The sequence below is a fragment of the Ensifer sp. NPDC090286 genome (genome assembly GCF_044769565.1).
Lineage (GTDB): Bacteria > Pseudomonadota > Alphaproteobacteria > Rhizobiales > Rhizobiaceae > Ensifer.
This window is the reverse complement of record NZ_JBIVYF010000012.1, coordinates 41,727-58,867: the sequence shown is the minus strand read 5'-3', so window position 1 is coordinate 58,867 and position 17,141 is coordinate 41,727. Positions and strand designations below refer to the sequence as shown.

General features: G+C 58.9%; 18 protein-coding genes and 1 pseudogene. 9 read left to right on the top strand and 10 right to left on the bottom strand.

All coding sequences use genetic code 11. The features are described 5' to 3' along the window. The first annotated feature begins 776 nt into the window (after nt 1–776). Both ACIQUG_RS33755 and ACIQUG_RS33750 read left to right on the top strand, forming a co-directional pair. Nucleotides 777–1,376 (top strand): TetR/AcrR family transcriptional regulator, encoded by a 600-nt coding sequence (locus tag ACIQUG_RS33755; protein WP_043625493.1) that lies wholly within the window; start codon nt 777–779, stop codon nt 1,374–1,376. A 50-nt stretch (nt 1,377–1,426) separates the two neighbouring features. Continuing rightward, complete coding sequence (locus ACIQUG_RS33750) at nt 1,427–1,714, top strand: YciI family protein (RefSeq protein ID WP_402326744.1); 288 nt, start codon at nt 1,427–1,429, stop codon at nt 1,712–1,714. Nucleotides 1,715–2,004: 290 nt separating this feature from the next. On the opposite strand, the gene ACIQUG_RS33745 is transcribed toward ACIQUG_RS33750, so the two are convergent. From ACIQUG_RS33745 to ACIQUG_RS33735, 3 genes are all read right to left on the bottom strand, one after another. After that, nucleotides 2,005–2,505: a hypothetical protein gene (locus ACIQUG_RS33745; protein WP_052202106.1), complete on the bottom strand. Its 501-nt coding sequence runs from the start codon at nt 2,503–2,505 to the stop codon at nt 2,005–2,007. 233 nt (nt 2,506–2,738) lie between these two features. Further along, the gene (locus tag ACIQUG_RS33740) at nt 2,739–3,233 is read right to left on the bottom strand and encodes a DUF6438 domain-containing protein (protein ID WP_245281751.1); all 495 of its coding nucleotides are present in this window, start codon (nt 3,231–3,233) and stop codon (nt 2,739–2,741) included. A gap of 623 nt (nt 3,234–3,856) precedes the next feature. Then, entirely contained in the window at nt 3,857–4,168 is a 312-nt protein-coding gene (locus ACIQUG_RS33735) for a hypothetical protein (RefSeq protein WP_402326742.1), read from the bottom strand. A gap of 324 nt (nt 4,169–4,492) precedes the next feature. Here ACIQUG_RS33735 and ACIQUG_RS33730 point away from each other — a divergent pair, with 324 nt between their 5' ends. Both ACIQUG_RS33730 and ACIQUG_RS33725 read left to right on the top strand, forming a co-directional pair. Continuing rightward, entirely contained in the window at nt 4,493–5,503 is a 1,011-nt protein-coding gene (locus ACIQUG_RS33730) for a TAXI family TRAP transporter solute-binding subunit (protein WP_402326741.1), read from the top strand. A 71-nt stretch (nt 5,504–5,574) separates the two neighbouring features. Then, nucleotides 5,575–7,635, top strand: a complete 2,061-nt coding sequence (locus tag ACIQUG_RS33725; protein ID WP_402326739.1) for a TRAP transporter permease — start codon at nt 5,575–5,577, stop codon at nt 7,633–7,635. 332 nt (nt 7,636–7,967) lie between these two features. Here the strand turns inward: ACIQUG_RS33725 and ACIQUG_RS33720 are convergent, their stop codons facing one another. Further along, nucleotides 7,968–8,378 (bottom strand): hypothetical protein, encoded by a 411-nt coding sequence (locus ACIQUG_RS33720; protein WP_402326738.1) that lies wholly within the window; start codon nt 8,376–8,378, stop codon nt 7,968–7,970. Nucleotides 8,379–8,747: 369 nt separating this feature from the next. Continuing rightward, entirely contained in the window at nt 8,748–9,377 is a 630-nt protein-coding gene (locus ACIQUG_RS33715) for a hypothetical protein (RefSeq protein ID WP_402326737.1), read from the bottom strand. A gap of 64 nt (nt 9,378–9,441) precedes the next feature. Between ACIQUG_RS33715 and ACIQUG_RS33710 the strand changes: the two genes are divergently transcribed. The 4 genes from ACIQUG_RS33710 to ACIQUG_RS33695 all read left to right on the top strand — a co-directional run bounded on the left by ACIQUG_RS33710 (nt 9,442) and on the right by ACIQUG_RS33695 (nt 12,460). Then, on the top strand, nt 9,442–10,119 hold the full coding sequence (locus ACIQUG_RS33710) for a helix-turn-helix transcriptional regulator (RefSeq protein ID WP_402326736.1): 678 nt from the start codon (nt 9,442–9,444) through the stop codon (nt 10,117–10,119). Nucleotides 10,120–10,431: 312 nt separating this feature from the next. Then, nucleotides 10,432–10,752 (top strand): PepSY domain-containing protein, encoded by a 321-nt coding sequence (locus tag ACIQUG_RS33705; protein WP_402326735.1) that lies wholly within the window; start codon nt 10,432–10,434, stop codon nt 10,750–10,752. A 19-nt stretch (nt 10,753–10,771) separates the two neighbouring features. Beyond that, nucleotides 10,772–11,377 carry a general stress protein gene (locus tag ACIQUG_RS33700; RefSeq protein WP_402326734.1) on the top strand — a complete coding sequence of 202 codons (606 nt, stop codon included), beginning with the start codon at nt 10,772–10,774 and terminating at the stop codon, nt 11,375–11,377. A 588-nt stretch (nt 11,378–11,965) separates the two neighbouring features. Next, complete coding sequence (locus tag ACIQUG_RS33695) at nt 11,966–12,460, top strand: hypothetical protein (protein WP_402326732.1); 495 nt, start codon at nt 11,966–11,968, stop codon at nt 12,458–12,460. 41 nt (nt 12,461–12,501) lie between these two features. Here ACIQUG_RS33695 and ACIQUG_RS33690 read toward each other — a convergent pair whose 3' ends face one another. Beyond that, entirely contained in the window at nt 12,502–13,206 is a 705-nt protein-coding gene (locus ACIQUG_RS33690; protein WP_402326731.1) for an anti-sigma factor domain-containing protein, read from the bottom strand. Then, the gene (locus tag ACIQUG_RS33685) at nt 13,203–13,754 is read right to left on the bottom strand and encodes a sigma-70 family RNA polymerase sigma factor (protein ID WP_402326730.1); all 552 of its coding nucleotides are present in this window, start codon (nt 13,752–13,754) and stop codon (nt 13,203–13,205) included. The genes ACIQUG_RS33690 and ACIQUG_RS33685 overlap by 4 nt, the downstream gene beginning before the upstream one ends. Before the next feature lie 194 nt (nt 13,755–13,948). On the opposite strand from ACIQUG_RS33685, the gene ACIQUG_RS33680 reads away from it, so the two are divergent. Beyond that, the gene (locus ACIQUG_RS33680) at nt 13,949–14,737 is read left to right on the top strand and encodes a DUF4394 domain-containing protein (protein ID WP_402326729.1); all 789 of its coding nucleotides are present in this window, start codon (nt 13,949–13,951) and stop codon (nt 14,735–14,737) included. 43 nt (nt 14,738–14,780) lie between these two features. Here the strand turns inward: ACIQUG_RS33680 and ACIQUG_RS33675 are convergent, their stop codons facing one another. From ACIQUG_RS33675 to ACIQUG_RS33665, 3 genes and pseudogenes are all read right to left on the bottom strand, one after another. After that, a complete protein-coding gene (locus ACIQUG_RS33675) occupies nt 14,781–15,200 on the bottom strand; it encodes a hypothetical protein (RefSeq protein WP_402326728.1) in 420 nt (139 codons plus the stop codon). After that, nucleotides 15,187–16,140 (bottom strand): alpha/beta fold hydrolase, encoded by a 954-nt coding sequence (locus tag ACIQUG_RS33670; RefSeq protein ID WP_402326789.1) that lies wholly within the window; start codon nt 16,138–16,140, stop codon nt 15,187–15,189. Before ACIQUG_RS33670 ends, ACIQUG_RS33675 begins: the two co-directional genes overlap by 14 nt. 261 nt (nt 16,141–16,401) lie before the next feature. Further along, a pseudogene (locus tag ACIQUG_RS33665) lies at nt 16,402–16,680 on the bottom strand (ATP-binding cassette domain-containing protein); the annotation flags it as partial. Between the last annotated feature and the right edge of the window lie 461 nt (nt 16,681–17,141).

The window sequence follows — 17,141 nt, the reverse complement described above, 5'->3', positions numbered from 1 at the left end:
AGTTGTGGAGTTGCGTAACACAAATTGATTAGGCGACTAATTCTCCTGTATGATTGTGATCGAGCCGCATATTTGCGACGATGCAACCGTGGTTGCACAACAGAACTAATCCATGGTTGTGTATTCATTGCCGTGCGGCCACTGAATTAATGTACGTATTGCGTTTTGTATGGTTTGACGACCTTCACGAATGAGGCCCCGCCTGTTCCTGCGGGGCCTCATTTTTATGCCCAGAGCGAACAGGTCGCCACTCCCTCTCCGATCAAGGCGATGTGGAGGCGATGGCATTGCCGAAAACGGTTTCAAAAATTCTCCGTCACATTCTGCCCACCTCATTAATTCGCGTCTGCATGAGATGACCGGCGAAGACGGCAATAAGGTTGGTCGTGGAACGGCCGCAGCTGCATGCGGCGTGCCTTCGTCGAGGGTCACCTGGCTCGAGCGCAGCTTCAGCGTCGGTTCGCGACAGTCAAACGAGCATTGACAAATTAGGTCGTCCGTCCTAACAACGAGAATTAGGACAGTTGCCCTAGTTTGATTTGGGGGAAGATTCATGGCCGCGGCCCTGGCGAGTGACTTTCAGCCAACAAAAACGGCCACGACCTTGACCTTGCAAAACAGGCAATCGCGAACGGTGATATCGATCTCGTGGAATTCGGCCTGCCCTTCTTCGCCAACCCTGATCTCGCGTGGATGATTGCGGATATGCCGAACATCCATTCTTAAAGGGCGAAGAGACGTCCGCTGACCAAGGTGTCCAACAGGGAGGCAATACGATGGCAAGTCGGGCGACGCGCGAGAAGATTGTTGGCGTGGCGGACGACTTGTTCTACCGCCAGGGATTTGAGCACACATCTTTTGCCGACATCGCCGAGCGCGTGAAGATATCTCGCGGCAACTTCTATCACCATTTCAAGACGAAGGACGACATCCTCGACGCGGTAATCCAGAAACGCCTGGCGGATCGCAATGGAATGCTGGAGCGATGGGAGGTGGAGGGCACGTCGCCAGTCGAGCGGATCTCCGGCTTCATCGATATCCTGATCGTCAATGGGGAGAAGATCAAACTTTATGGTTGCCCGATCGGAACGTTAACAAGCGAATTGGCAAAGCTGAACCACGCGGCGCAGCCAGAAGCCAGCAGATTGTTCATGCTGTTCCGGACGTGGCTCCGCCGTCAGTTTGTCGCGCTTGGCCGAGAAACGGATTCGGATGTGCTTGCCATGCATCTTCTTGCCCGAAGCCAGGGCGCCGCGATCCTTTTCAATGCCTTCAAGGATCAAGACTTCGTTCAGCGCGAGGTTGATCAGATGAAAGACTGGTTGAAGGAAACCGCTGCAAAGGCTTCACGAACAAAACCACTCGAGGGGGGATAGCGCGAGAGCGCCTCTTTCATTCCATCACAGTTCAATAAACGGGACGGATCATGTTTATCGTATTTCTCAGGTTTTCCGACAACAGGACGCAGGCTGCCCAATTCCTTGAGGGTCACAATGCCTGGATCAAAAGAGGCTTCGACAGCGGGACTTTTCTTCTTGCAGGCAGCCTCCAGCCGAACGCGGGCGGGACACTTCTCGCCCATAATATAGATCGGAAAAGCCTTGAGGCCTTAATTCAAGAAGGTCCTTTCGTGTCAGAGCGTGTGGTGAGCGCCGAGATCCACGAAGTCACGCCAGGCCGCGTCGATGAACGGTTGATTTTCCTAAAAGCTTAATCGCCGAGCGGAACGGTCCTTGGTGATGACGGACGGATGCGCGACCGCTCCGCAGTTCATCAACCAAGTCCAATGCCCTTTCGATCTCCAACATTTTTCGACTTCTCGAAAATCTGCCTCGAAGGCTTTCTGCCCCGCCTGAATTGGCGAAGGATCTCCGCCAGACGGGAGAAGTTCTGAACGAACTTTCTGGCGTCCAATTTCCGCTGCATCGCACAATTCGACCACGCCCCACATCGGCCGGGCGTTGAAGGACGAAAATGAATTGCACGCCGGACACGACAGATTAACTATGCGTCGGAGCGTGATCGAGATGGGCCGGAGTTCCGCTCCAGCCACATGGCGGTTTCAAAAAGCTCATCTTCGCCACAAAGCCCTTTGCGAAATTGATCCGTGATGTGGCGCGCCAATCGGTCCGCACGCTTCCCATACCGTGGGATATCGCACCAGATGCAGACACGATCGAAAGTGCGCTGAAGCAGCTCGAGATCCTCGGGGCTGATCTGCGCGCCCTCCTTACGGGATACATCTACCATGGTGACCTCCTCGACGAGCGGGCTCGTATCTGGCCATGGCCGGGTCGCGACCGGCTCGTCCAGATATGTCAGGTATCTGAGAGCGACTCGCCCGCGGACGCCGCTAAGATAAAGCTGCATCAGTCGTTTTGCGATTGCTTCAGCCGCACGACACTGCCGCGTCAATCCACGCTCGCGCAGAATGTCGTTGAAGACCCGTTCGATCTGGTTCATTTCGTGGGGGAGAAGCGTCCTTGGACGTGTCGAGAGATACATCTCGCGACCTCCTAGACTGGGGCGAAAGCGCGAATGATCTTCCAGCCGCCGGGGCCCTTGTTACTGCCCAGCGATGCAAAGAGTATGCGCCGATCTGGCGACAAGGCAACTGGCACGACACATGCGAGCGACAAGGCCGCATCAAATGCGCGCCGGATACCGGCAGCCCGCAGTTGCAATACACGAGATGGGCGCAACTTGCCGCTCTTTCTTGAGAGGGGCAGTCCGTTCAGTCATTTTGTTGGACGGTCCCACGCTCCATCCTCAAGTTGCCGCTCCTCGATAAGTTTCCCGACTGCAAGCAAATCCGGCACATCGGCAAGCGTCCTTGCCATGGCATCATTCTGTGGGTCCTTGCATCCGAAGTTGAATAGGAGTTGGTCAGTTCGCCCGGCCCCGATCCAGGTGATCACTACGGAAGCGTGGTCCGTGGCGAATTGGGTGCATCGCGCATGCCCCGCGGTGATGTCTTCCGTTCCTTGCGGCCGAAACGGCGCGAGTGTCGACTGGAACGTCGACCATTCCGTTGCCGTGATCGGAAAACGCTGCTCCCCCGAAACGTTAGTAAAGCGCCGGCCCTCGAACACACCCCCGGCTGCACTCACTTGGAAGCGGTAGACGGGGCATTCCCCGAGACACGGTCCGCGTTCGACGATGATGCTCGGCACCTGGCTGTGCTCCACCAGGGACGCGGCTGCCGCCAGTATGATCTTCGCGATCAGCATCATCTTGTGCACCCTTTCTGAGACAGAGAATCTTGGTCGGCAGATCCCGAAGACGCGAGACCAGTTCTGCGGACGAACGCATCTTTAGCGTGCCAGGGGCGCAAGCATCAATCAGTGGGTGGCAGCAGTCAACGCCTAACCCGCAAAAGGAAACGCGCGCCGTTGACAGCGGTCGGCCGAGCGCCCCCACATCGCCACGAGAGCTCTGCTCGGCGCCTTCTTCTTTCGTCGATGCCGAGTCATTCGTAGTGGCCTTGAGAACCGTAGCTTGGTCAGGCCAGCGGTTCTCGCGGAACGCGAATTTAAGCTACTGTCTCTCCCCGCGGAATATAGGGGTTTTCGCTGTCCTGTTCGAGCGGGTCGTGTTCTTAGATCGTTCCAGTGCCAATTCGAGGCCGGATCGGCCCATCTCCACCGATACCCACTAATTTGACAACTAACCCGTCAAATTTGCCAATAATCCGAACGGGTTAAAAATTCCCCTTTCGTACCCGCCACGTTCTCACGCCGTTCGGCGCGTATTAGATATTAAACTTTCAGTAGAAATTCAGGGTTTTCTGAGCTGAGCTGAGCAGACCGGGTGGCTAGCGCTACGCAGCCACCGTCATGATTGCTGAATATCGTCGTTATGGAAGTGAAGGCAGGGCAATTTTGGCGAGATCGCCGTTGGCGCAAACTCCCGCCCACGATTGAAGGTGGTTGGGGAGACGCGCGCATTCGCCCGACGCCTTGGCGCTACCATTCCTATGCGCGGGATCAGTAAGTGGAATGATCTCGCCCATCAGGGGCGAGACGAGGATCTTGTCGATCCTCCGGCCAACGGAACTTTGACGCGCAAAGACCTGCACCCCGCCGACCAGTTCGAGCCCTTCCGCGAGCTTTGCGAGGATCGAGGATAGGGCACGGAGGAAATCAGCCGATCGATTCGGCGTGATCATGCATGTCGTGAGGCGTCGGGTGCGTCTCGACGAGGTCTACCTGCCCCGCGCCTGGCGGGGCTGATCCGCATATTCTCGAGCTTCGCAGTTGTTGGATAGTTCCGCAACGGCGGCGTTTCCCGCACCTTGGCGGGACTGATTTCGTCCAGCTTGGCGTGACAACATCGATTGCCGCGGAAATCATCGTGCATCATCGCTCAGCGGTCGTGCCGGTCCGATAAACCTCCCGCCCGGACTAGACCCATCCGATCCTTTCCGCCTAGTTTCTCCGGATGGCCGCCAGAGGGTGGCATCGATAAAACGATTCTTAGCGGGAGGTAAGACATGACATTCTTTTCGTTCAAGGCAGTGGCTGGAGCGGCAGTTGCCGTCGGCCTGATGCTCCAAGGCGCCACCGCCCAGGAGATGAAATTCTTCCGTATCGGAACTGGCGGGACCGCCGGCACCTACTACCCCATCGGTGGCCTTATCGCCAATGCGATCTCCAATCCCCCCGGCTCGCGCGCATGCAACGAAGGTGGCTCGTGCGGCGTGCCTGGCCTAATCGCCACCGCCGTCGCCTCCAATGGCTCGGTCGGCAATGTCAACGCGATTAAAGGTGGCACACTTGAGGCCGGCTTCAGCCAGTCCGACGTGGCCTATTGGGCACAGACTGGCACGGGCCTATGGGAGGGTCAGCCAGCGGTGGAAAATCTGAGGTTGATCGCCAATCTCTATCCCGAGAGCATCCATCTTGTCGCGCGCAAGGATGCGGGCATTACTTCGGTCGCCGATCTCAAAGGAAAGAAAGTCTCGCTGGACGAGCCGGGCTCGGGCACGCTGGTCGATGCGAAGATCATTCTCGAAGCGTTCGGTCTGTCGGAAGCCGACATTTCGCCAGAATACCTAAAGCCCGACCAGGCGGCCGATCGCATGCGCGACGGAGCGATGGACGCCTTTTTCTTTGTGGGCGGTTATCCGGCAGGTGCGATTGCCGAACTGTCCAGTCAGCATGACGTCGTGTTGGTGCCGATTGCCGGGCCCGAAGTTGACAAGCTGCGTCAGACATACACCTTCTTTGCCACGGACAATTTGCCCGCAGGAACCTACAAGGGCCAGGATGCGGATGTGCCGACGATTTCGGTCGGTGCACAACTGGTGACGTCTGCCGAGCAACCGGAAGACCTCGTCTATGGCATCACCCAGGCGCTGTTCAACGCGACGACGCAGAAACTCTTCGCCGCAGGCCATGCCAAGGGCAAGAACATCACCCTCGACAACTCCGTGCAAGGCGCGGGCATCCCCTTCCACCCCGGAGCGGAGAAGTTCTATCGCGAAGCGGGCAAGGTGAAATAAGGGAGTTCTCCCCTGGGGCGCGGCTCGCCCGCGTCCCTGCCCCAGCGATAAAAGAACTCTAGGAGAGATCCATGGCGGAGCAGACCCGGCAACTGTCCGAACAGGAACTGAGGGATATCGAGGAAGAGTTCGATCCCGAATCCCGGTTCCGCGCCGTACTCAGACCTGTGGCGATCATGGCCGGGGTCATCCTGTTCCTGCTGTCGTCGTACCACTTCTATACCGCAGGCTTCGGTATCCCCCGCGCGACCGTGCATCGCGGCTTCCATATGGGGGTGACGTTGTTCCTGGTCTTCCTCAGCTTTGCCGCCCTCAACTCGGGCCGGACTAAAACCACGGGTTTCGTGATCCTCGGCTTGCCGGTTATTGACTGGCTTTTGGCGATCGCTGGAGCGATCAGCGCGTTCTATGTGCCCTGGATATACGACCAGCTGCAGTTTCGCATAGGCAATCCCAATCAGATCGACATCGTCATGGGCACGATCCTTCTTGTGACGCTGCTGGAGGCCGTGCGCCGCTCGATGGGTTGGCCCTTGTCGGTCATTGCGATCCTGTTCATCTGTTATGCCTTCTTTGGGCGGTCAATGCCGGGAATTTTCGTCCACCCCGGCGCCGACTGGTCGGGGATCATCAACCACCTCTATCTGTCGTCTCAAGGAATCTATGGAACGGCGTTGGGCGTCATCGCGACATATGTCTTCCATTTCGTCCTCTTCGGCGTCCTGGCGCAGAAAATTGGACTGGGCCAGTTGTTCATCGACCTGGCAACGGCCATGACAGGCCGCTTTGCCGGCGGTCCTGCGAAAGTCTCGGTGATTTCCTCGGCGCTCTTGGGAACCATTTCCGGCTCTTCCATCGCAAACACGGTGACAACAGGCGCCTTGACCATTCCGGCGATGATCAAAATTGGATTCAAGCGCCATTTCGCCGCCGCCGTCGAAGCCGCATCATCCACCGGCGGTCAGATCACTCCTCCGGTCATGGGCGCCGTTGCCTTTTTGATGGTCGAGTACCTGGGCATGCCGTTGCGCACGATTCTGATCGCCGCCATCGTACCTGCCTTCATGCATTTCTTCGGCGTGCTCGTGCAGGTCCACCTGGAAGCCAAGCGCCTTGGCATCCGCGGCTTGCGGCAAGAAGAGTTGCCAAGGGCCTGGAAGGTGTTGCGTGAAGGTTGGCTATCGGTGCTGCCGTTGGTACTGCTCGTATGGATGCTGATGTCGGGTCGCACCCCCTTCCTTTCCGCGTTCTGGGCAATCACCGCTTGCATGGTGGTCTATGCGATCCAGATGATAAGAGCTTCAGGTTTGTCCGCCGGCGCGCAACACTGGGCGACCGGGATCTATGACGGGTTTGTTTCAGGCGCAAAAAGCTCCCTTTCCGTTACCGCCGCTGCCGCGCTCGTAGGGGTTGTGATCGGCGTGGTGACGCTTACCGGGATCGGCTTCAAGATCGCTTTCATGGTCACAAGCATCGCACAATACTGGGCGGGCTCGGCGCATGGCTTCCTTTCCTTCCTTCCGTTCGAATTGCTCAGCCTGCAGACCCTCGCACTTTTGTTCACGCTGATGATGACAGCTGCGGTCTGCATCCTGATGGGGTGTGGCATCCCGACCACGGCAAATTACATAATCATGGTTGCGGTAGCCGCGCCGGTGCTGGGCATGATGAATGTCGAACCGCTGGTCGCGCATTTCTTCGTGTTCTATTACGGCGTCCTTGCGGACGTGACGCCGCCAGTGGCATTGGCAGCCTATGCGGCTTCGGGGATAGCCGGTGCGAATGCATTCAAGGCGGGGAACACGGCTTTCCGGCTGTCGATGGGCAAAGCGTTGGTGCCTTTCATGTTCGTGTTTTCCCCCTCCCTCCTGTTGGTTACCGACGGCTTCACCTGGAGTGCATTTCTGCTGACGTTCACTGGTGCGATAATGGGAATATTTTCGCTTTCGGCGGCGATCACAAACTGGCTGGTCGGCCCGTTATCGTGGCTTGAGCGTTTGCTTCTGGCAGTCGCAGCGCTGCTGCTGATTGCGCCCGAACTGGTCTCTACCTTGATCGGCGTCGCGATTCTGGCGCTGCTCGTGTTGCGCCAGACGCTGGCTGGCCGTGCAGCCGCATCGAACGAGATCTGAACGACCCCGCCTCCGCCGGTCACCGGCGGAGGTCTGCCCGCGATTTACTCGCCAACCTGCTCGCGAAGAAGAACCGCGCGAGCATCGACGACGAGCTCTTGACGTTGCGAAAGCTCGCCGAACCCTATCGGCGCAAGACGCAAACCGGGCTTGATGCCGACGCGACCGGCGCCGCATCCGGAATTGGAGATGACGACTAAGCTGTTCCTCGGCTGGAGATCGGAGAAGCGGCCACTGCCGGATCGGCGACAAGCGGACGCGAGATGGCCGCTGATTTGTTGGCCAGGGGGAAGCCGCAATTCTCTCGGCGTCATGCGTCGCGATTTGCTTTTCTAGCGGTAGATGTCGAGCGTGCGATTGCGGTGGTTCGGATGCGTGCTGTAAACGAAGATGCGATTGAGGTCGCGATCCGTCAGCATGCGCAGGAAACGCGCTTCGATGATGTTGTTGGCGTGCACTCGCCGTGTCAGGCAGCCGATCATCTGGATCCGGGCGCTCGGGATATCCAGATAGAAATTCTGTGGCATTTGATATTTCGTGAGAATGCTGATGACGGCGCCGCTCTTGGAAAGCTTGATGATCTCGCATCGGCGCGAGCTCAACTGCGTCATGCCCTTTTCGGTATACTCAATTCGGGCCTCGTTCCGAGTGTCCTCCAACGGGAAGTTGGTTTCGCGATCGTACATGAAGGACTCTTCCTTGTTCAGGAAGTGCTGTTGCATCATCGGCGCCGCGCCTCTCATCGAAATGCCTTTCCGTATCCCCTTTTGAAACAGACTAGCGGCAGAGATTTAACAGAGGGTTTGGCCGACTACTCGCATTCGGCGGTGTGGGGCGGGCACCAGCGCGTCAGACTGGCTGTCCGGCGCGGGAAGCAGCGGTGTCTGGCTGCGTGCTCGACCGTGGTTACGCGGACGTTGCCGGAGGATCGATCGCGCGGTTCTCATTGGGGGCGATGGCCGTGTCCAGATCGCGCAGCATGGGGCCGAGCGTTGCTCAGCGCGACGCCAAGCACCAGCGGGTCGGGTATGGACTAACGTCGATGGGAACCCTCGAACAGCGCCGCTGGTAGACTAAGATAGCACAGCGACGTTGCGCTAGGATGCAATGGGTCAGGTAATCGATCCGAACTCCATGCTGATCGGCTCAATCAGGCCCAGAAACGCATCACAACTGGCATTGCCAGCCCAGCTGCTGCATATGGCTATCGACCGTTCTTCGCTCACCGCGAAGGCAACGTCGACAAATGTTCCGTCTTGCAACCGGACGAGCTTCTGTCCCAACCAACCAGGCTGCAGGGATAGATGGTTCGCGATCATCGCTGCGTGCGCCGTGCGCATCGTATCTTCGCTGACACCCGCACGCAGCCGGAATCGCCCGAACTCGATACCATCTCCAGACGTCATCAAAGCAACGCCATCGCCTGGAGCTGCATAATATTGCGCTTTCGCAAACTCGTTGACCGTTTCGCGGAATTGCGCAAAATCGGGCGACGATCCGACAATCTTTCCCGCGGCTTGGGCCGCTTCTGCACTGTCCCATACGATCAGGTCAGCGCGCTCAGCTTGATCTTTTTCGCCGCTCAGAGGCAGCCAGCCTCCAAAGCCCGGAAGGGCCGCAGCACGATTGCGCGCGATATCACGCTGTTGGTCGGCCACGGCCGGGTTGCTAATCTTGTAGGTGACGATTTCAATACGTTGGGTTGTCATCGGCTTTCGCTCCTTCGCATCCTGCGATTTCATGAACGCCGTTTCCTAACGCTACCCCCCTGACACTCTCTGTCAGGGGCATGATACAGGTTGATCCATGAAGACACTTCGCCTCTTTGCTCTGCTGGATCAATTGCGGGTCAGCCGGCATCCGGTCTCCGCCGAAGCGTTGGCGCAGCGTCTCGGCGTTTCTCCCCGCACGATTTATCGCGACATGGCGAGCCTTCAGTCCATGGGAGCGCCTGTTCGCGGTGAATCCGGGCTCGGTTATCAACTTGAGACCGGCTATTTCCTGCCCCCGCTACACTTTGATCCCGATGAGATGGAGGCGATCACGCTTGGACTGCGCCTTGTGATGGCGCGCGATCGCGCAGACCTGCACGACGCTGCAATGCGGGCGGCAGGTAAGGTCGCGAGCACTAGTGGGCCGGAAGGTAAGGAGATACTCCAAACCCTCCCACTGTTGGCCGTATCGCGGCAGCGAGCGACCGACGATCATGCCGCGAGATGGGGGAGTGTCGTTCGCAGAACCATCCGTGAGCGGCGAATTGTTGAATTGTCCTACTGCGACCTTGAAGGCCGCGGGAGCAACCGCCGCGTCCATCCGTTGGGACTGACCTTGTTCGATGATGTATGGCTGCTGACGGCTTGGTGTGAGTTGCGAGACGACTTCCGAAACTTTCGATTGGATCGCATAGGTGGAATCCAGGATACACACGATCGCTTCCGCCTTCAGAAAGGCCGGCGGTTCACGGATTATCTCGCAACGCTATGATCATCTGCCACCGTCCGATGAGACCGAGCTGTCACTCCAACTCGTCTCGGATCATTTTTCGAGCAACAGCGAAACCCTGATGCTGACTTCCACTGACGCTTGACCATGCACCTAGCCGTGTCTCTGGAACTTCAAACGGCGGCCTGACGAAGGTCACACGCGCGATCCCGCTTGACCGAAATCTCAGATGCACGACGCCTATGGCCACCGCTTGGATGCCTCGTCCCAATAATGCTCAATGATATCAGGAACAAAAGTGGGCTCTACCGAGTTTGATAGGCAGCTCTACTGGCTGAAAACAAGGAACTCATCATGAAAAATCTGCTGCTCGCCGGGGTATTCCTCGGCGCAACGACCCTTGGCGCGCTGGCGCAGACCGCAACGCCCCCCGCCACTGCGGATGGCGACACGCCGGCCGTTGCCACCCCCGACACGACCAATCCCACTGCACCGGTCGCCGGCTCCAACAGCTTTACCGAGGAGCAGGCCAAGGACCGCATCAACGAAGCCGGGTACACCGAGATCACGGGGCTTAAGCTTGACGAGACCGGCGTTTGGCGCGCCACGGCGATGAAGGACGGCAAGTCAGTGCAGGTCGCTCTCGACTACCAAGGCAACATCGTCGCCAACTGATCCCTTAAGGAGACCTTTGATGAAAACTGTTACCGGACTTTTCGACGATTATGCCGATGCACGCGCAGCGGTTACAGCACTGGAAGATCGCGGCGTACCGTCGGATGATATCAGCATCGTTTCCAACAATGCTGCGGATCGTTACGGAAGCACAGACGAGAGCAATGCGGCTGAAGGTGCAGGCACGGGCGCCGGTATCGGCGCGGCAGTTGGCGGGGTCGGCGGGTTGCTGACCGGCCTCGGCGTCATGGCGATCCCTGGCGTCGGACCGGTCGTCGCTGCCGGATGGCTTGCGGCCACCGCAGCAGGTGCGGCGGCGGGGGCGGTCGCCGGGGGTGCCGCTGGCGGGATCATCGGTGCGATGACGGAAGCGGGTGTCCCGGAAGAACATGCCCATGTCTATGCCGAGGGCGTGCGCCGCGGCGGCGCCGTCGTCACTGCCCGTGTCGATAACGCGCTCTACTCAGATGCTGAAGCCATTTTGCGCCGGGGCAGTTGGGTCGATCCCGTCCAGCGCCGCGCCTCTTACTCCGAACAGGGTTGGACAAGCTTTGACGAAATGCGCGATCCCTATACGGCCGAAGAGATCGAGAAGGAACGTTTGCGTCTTGAAAGCATGCGCTAAAGCGCCAATGAGGAGTTAGATTCGGCCCCGATGGGGCCGTTTTTTCTGGCGATCGCTAGGGACAACAGTCCTCCCCAAGCCATTCGGGCCGGGAACGAATCCCGGAACACACCAGTTCCTGCACCTGCCATTCCTCGGATTCAGAGGAGAGCGTCAGGTCGAAAGCGTTTGTTCAGAAGGAAAACGACAGCTTCAGCCCGAGCCGACCGATTTGCCTTGCGCTAGGGCTTCTCGTCAAACATCTGGGGAGCAACAGGTTCCTAAAGCTGTGTGTCTCACCTCAGTGGACGGAGGCTTCCGCGGGTCCTGCTTAACTCGGTGGAACAGCGGCGCTTTGCGCGATATCAGTCGAACAACCAAACGTCCCGATGGCGTCAGCACATTGATATCCGCGTCTCGGTAATCTTCGTCAACGTTGTTTGGGCCGCCGCTCGTCGCGGCAATTGAAATAGGCGCTGTGGCACTGGCCTTGAACTTTGGTTCCTCGCCCGCTTCGACGGTTCTGTTTACTATTCCCCTGTGTGTAGCTTCCGTGGCGGGCGGCCTCTGGGTAGCCTGCGGAACCGAATGGCGCAGCGAGGGGCTGTCTTGGCGCAGTTGTCTATAATGACGGTAGGGTCGGCGCTCGCCGCACTCAAGGTGTCTTTTGCCGCAACCGTTTTGGCGGTCATGCTGATCGGCGTGGTACTCGCACCTCTTGGTACCTATTTCTCGCTCATCCTCGACGAGCTTGCTCCTCCGCCAAAGCGCCCTGAAGTATTCGCTCTGTTGCGCACCGCCAACGCCGTGGGCGTAATCTTCGCGAGCGCGATAATAGCAGCGCTTTCGGTGTCCATTGCTTTGATTTTGGTTACCAGTACGACGTTCGTCGCCACCCTAGCTGCCACAATTTGTGTCGTCCAGGCGCTCAGGTCGGACGACCAGATAGGGACTGCCCTTTTCCGAGGATGGCCAGTACCGCTTCCGAATGGCCGCTTCCGCTTGCGGCTGCGGACGTTGATGAAGCGCAGTTGTCAGGCCTTCTTCGGCTTTCTCGTTCGGGAGGCTGTCATTCCGCGGACGCCCCCAAAGGCGACGTGCTGATTGCACAGCGGCCAAGAGCACGGAACGAGGCACGCCACAGGTCAACGTGACCGCTTCGCGAAGCCTTTTGCCAGGATGGGCCCGGTGGGCCGCCCTGTCGGGGAGCCGCCAGTCTGTTCGAGGGTGATCTCGTAGAGTTGGCTTTCCCTTGGCAGTGGTAGCTCTGCCCCTCCGAGATGAGCGCCGTTCACACCATCGACAAGACCGAGGGAAACGGGCCCCATCTCTCGAGACGGCAACGTCCACACCTGTATTGTCTTGTCCGCTGGCACGTCAAAGTCCGCCAGCAACCGAATCCGTGCGTTTTCGTTGCCAAAATCCTCCACCACTGCCTGAACTTCACCAGCTTCGTTAATGAGCACGGCGACGACAAGCGGGTCGACGGCCCGCGTCAGACTGTAAACCAGTCCGACGGCAAGAATAACGGATGCGGCAATCGCCGAAATTGCCGCGACGCGCCATCCGTTTCTGCTGTTGTCGTTGGCGGAAGAGTTCTCCACCGGGTTGGCCGTGTCGGTCTGCAAGGGCAAGCTCGCCTCGATCTTTTGCCAGAGATTTGCGCCCGCGACCACGGGCTCGACAGTCGCATCCAAGGGCAGAAACCGCTCACGGCCTGCAGCAACGGCGGCCCTCAGTTCTGCATCGCGCTCCATTGCCGCTTCGATCTTGGCCATGTCCGCGGCCTCCATCAGGCCGAGCACATATTCGTCCGCAAGGTCCGGTATGCTCGTTCGTTCATAGGTCATGCCAGGCACTCCCTGAGCGCAGAGAGCGCACGCCTGAGCCAGGATTTTGTCGTGCCGAGCGGGATGCGCAGCCGGCCCGCGATCTCGCCATGGGAATAGCCTTCCACATAAGCCATGAGAATGCCTCGCCTCTTCACGTCGTCCAAAGCCGCGAGGCATTCATAAAGGCGCGATGTGCGATCAAGTTTTTGCCAGGCCGCCATGACCTCGTCCGCCTGCCCATCCTCTCGCAGGGCGTCCATGTTCTCGACCGTGTGTTCCCGCCTTCCGTCGCGCAAAAGGTTGAGCGCTCGATTGCGCACGATGGCATAGATCCAGCCGCGTGCTGAGCCGCGATCGGCTTTGTATTGGTGAGCATGGGTCCAGATGCGGATGAAGGCTTCCTGCACCACCTCTTCGGCAAGCTCCCGTCGCCGAACGATCCGCTGTGCCAGGGCCATCAATTGACCGGCCTCCCGATCATAGATCTCGCGCAACGCAGCCCGGTCGCCTTTGGCGCAGGCGGCCAATGCCTCATCGAGATCATTCACCCGAACATTCACCGACATTCCGAACCTTCCCTGCTGGAACCCGCGTCAGTTGCGGCATTTGCTATACGCATGAAAACCGTCTGCGGATGCACCGGACGTTTTATTTTGTGCACCTGCATCCAAATGCCCTGTTCGAGGTGTCTTCACCAATGGAAGCGTCGAAACCCGCTTGCCGGAAGCCTTCCGCCCCGATGAACGAATGGGAGACAGACATGATAGCCATCACCTTCACTCTCGCTGCCTGCGTGGCTCTTACGCTGAACGTTGGAAGCGCCCTTTCGGCGCCTGTGCTGGGCCTGACTGGCGCAAAGACGCTTGTTGTATTCGATACTGCCAAGCCCGAAGTGACGAAGACTATCGACGTAACGGGCGTCGACAGGCTTGCCGGCATCGATTTTCGCCCCGGCACGAAGACGATCATGGGTGTCACGCCGGACCACACGATTGTCTCAATCGATCCGAAAACCGGGGCGGCAACTGAAGTCGGGAAAATGGACAAGATGCTGACGATGACCGGGGCTCCGGTCATCGTGGACTTCAACCCGTCGGCCGACAGGCTTCGGTTCATGACGGGAACGACCAACCATCGAGTGCATCCCGATACCGGTGCAGTGACTGTCGATGGCGCCCTCGCCTTCGAAGTCGATGACATGCACAAGGGCGAAACGCCGGATATCGTCGCTGCCGCCTATACCAACTCGATCGGCAAGCCGGAGAAGACCGCGATGTACAACATCGATGCGACCATTGGCGCGCTGATCCAACAGACGAAGCCGAACGACGGCACGTTGAAGGCCATCGGCAAGCTCGGACTGGCCGGAAAGCCGGCCACATATGCGTTTGACATTCAGGGAACGGCAGACGGCAAGAACGTCGCCTATCTGGTCGCCGGAAAAACCCTCTACACTGTCAATCTCGAGACCGGCGCAGCGACCGAAGTCGGTGCGATCATGGGCATCGAGGACGATGTGCGCGACATCGCCATACTTCCGGCGATGTAACGCAGATCCGAGAAGGTGGGACTTCGTGTTCTGCCTTCTCGATTTACCGCCCCGAGGCAAATCGCCGAAACGGCCAAAAGACAACATTTCCAGCAAACAGTGCAGCCCAGACGATGAGCGGCTGGAGAGCCAGGCGCGGGAGATGATAGGCCCATTGCCACGGCGAAGTGGCCCCGGCACCAAGATCGTCGAGCGCGTGCTTGATGTTTGCCGGGAAGACGCAGACTGCGTAGAGCGCCAGCATTATACCGGCATACCGGCGAAGCCTTGGGTGAAGCAGGCCCACCGCACCGGCAATCTCGCACAAACCCGTCAACAGAATGACGTTCGGGGCGTTCGGAACCCACGCGGGGGTGATGCTCAGGAAAGGTGCGGGCCAAACAGCGTGCAGCGCTCCGCCGGCGCTGTAGAGGATCGCCAACCCGATCCGAAGACGAAAGCGCCAGATTTCAATCCCTGCCATCTTGAGCGATCCGCGTCTCGATCAACCTCTTCACTGACGCGAGGTTCACCCTTCTACCAGCGACGGCCTCGATGGCGGCAATGGCAAGATCGGCCGCGACGAAGTCCGACTTGTGCCCGAGATTTCTAACCACGATCAGACGCGCTCTGCGAATGTCGCGCGCGAGCTGGCGGGCGTGGATCTCGGGCGAGACGACGTCATCGGCATCTCCCGTGATTATGATCGTCGGGACTTTGATCCTCGGATAGCTCACGGATGCGGACCTCGCCCAATTGCTCAGCGCGGCAACTTCCTCTGCATTGTGCCGGAATGCGATCGGCGACAACGCCTGCAGGGCTCTCGTCTTTTCGATGTAGTTCCTGGGACGGCGATTGGGCGCAAAAACATCCCTGGTGGCACGGTCGATCGCCAGGAGGCCCAACGGGGGTGCAACCAGCGCGCTGAAGATCCCTCCGGCAATAGGCACGCTGGCGACCTGATAGTACCAGGCGACACCACCTTTCCAAGGGTAAGCTGCCGGAGACAACAAGACGAGCCCCGAAACCCGTTCGGGATGTCGAACGGCCAGGGCGAGCGCGATGGCTCCCCCCAAGGAATGGCCGACAATGATGGCTTTCCGTACATGTCGCTTTTCCATGAGCACGGCGATGGCGTCGGCTTGTCCGTCGGGGAGAATGTTCTTTCGGCTACCTGGGTCTGATTGGCCATGTCCGGGGCGATCGACGAACAGCAGCTTCGCCCTTCCAATCAGCTTGTCGCGAAAGGAAAACAATGGATCATAAAGGCTGGCGCTGGCTCCATGAATGAAAACGATCGGCGGAAGATCAGGCTCGCGATCAGGTTCCAGCAACACGCTGTTGAGCTTGTAGCCTCCGACATCAATGCGCACGGCCCCAGGCGACGAGCCGTCTGCGATCGAAACACTCGGGCAGTTGACCATCAGGAAGATCACGGCCGCGATACCTGCGCATTTTCTGGAATGGGTGGTGGATTTGGTGGGATGGGCCGGCATTTCCCCTCGCGTGTCTCCAGGGTGGTCGATCTGGATACGGTGTCGCGGGCCAAATGGTTTCGTCGGGGAGCACCGCTCGTTTCGATTCTTCGAAATGAGTGTTGCCAGTGCGATACATCTTCTGATCGGGATGGCAGTCGATGCAGGGGCGAAACCCTAGTTGAGAATAAGATACACTGAAGGATTGAGTTATCCCGTTGCACCGATCTCCGATAGACGCCGATCGACCAGGTTCAACTGCCGGTCCATGCGCGCGGCCATGTCCAGGTCATGGGTGACCGCAACCACGGTCTTGCCCTCTTCGCGCACCAGCGTTTCCAGGATCCTGAAGACCTGCTCGGAGCTCTTGCTGTCGAGGCTGCCGGTCGGTTCGTCGGCAAGGATCAGCGGCGGATCGTTGGCGCGCGCACGGGCGACCGCGACGCGTTGGCGCAGGCCGCCCGCAAGCCGATCGGGCCGCCTGTCCAAAGGGCCACACTTCGGCTTCGTCAAATCCGCTTAACGCCGCGCGGGCAGCGACACGGTCGAGAGCGGGAACATGTACACTTGCCCCGGACGATGCAAGCGCGCGGACCGCCTCAAGGCCGAGACCCGACGAACCGCCAGTCACAACCCGCAACCAATCCTCTTAGGTCGGCGTCGCGCACTACCTCCATAGGCGACATGGCAGGTCCCCCAAGAGTTTGATCGCCGCTTAATTCGGCATTGGAGGATCATATATTTTTTTCTAACCGCTGTCGCTGCAACTCGCGTCAGGCGGGGTCAAGCGCGACAGGGCAGCCGTTGCACCGAGGCGGCATACCTACACGGGCACGTTCACCGCGGCTCACTTCGGGCTCGCAGACGTTGTCTCTGGAAAGGACCAGACGAAGCTCTCGGCGTGGGCGCAAGAGCGCTTCCGATGCAAGACGAACCGACGTAAAAGACGC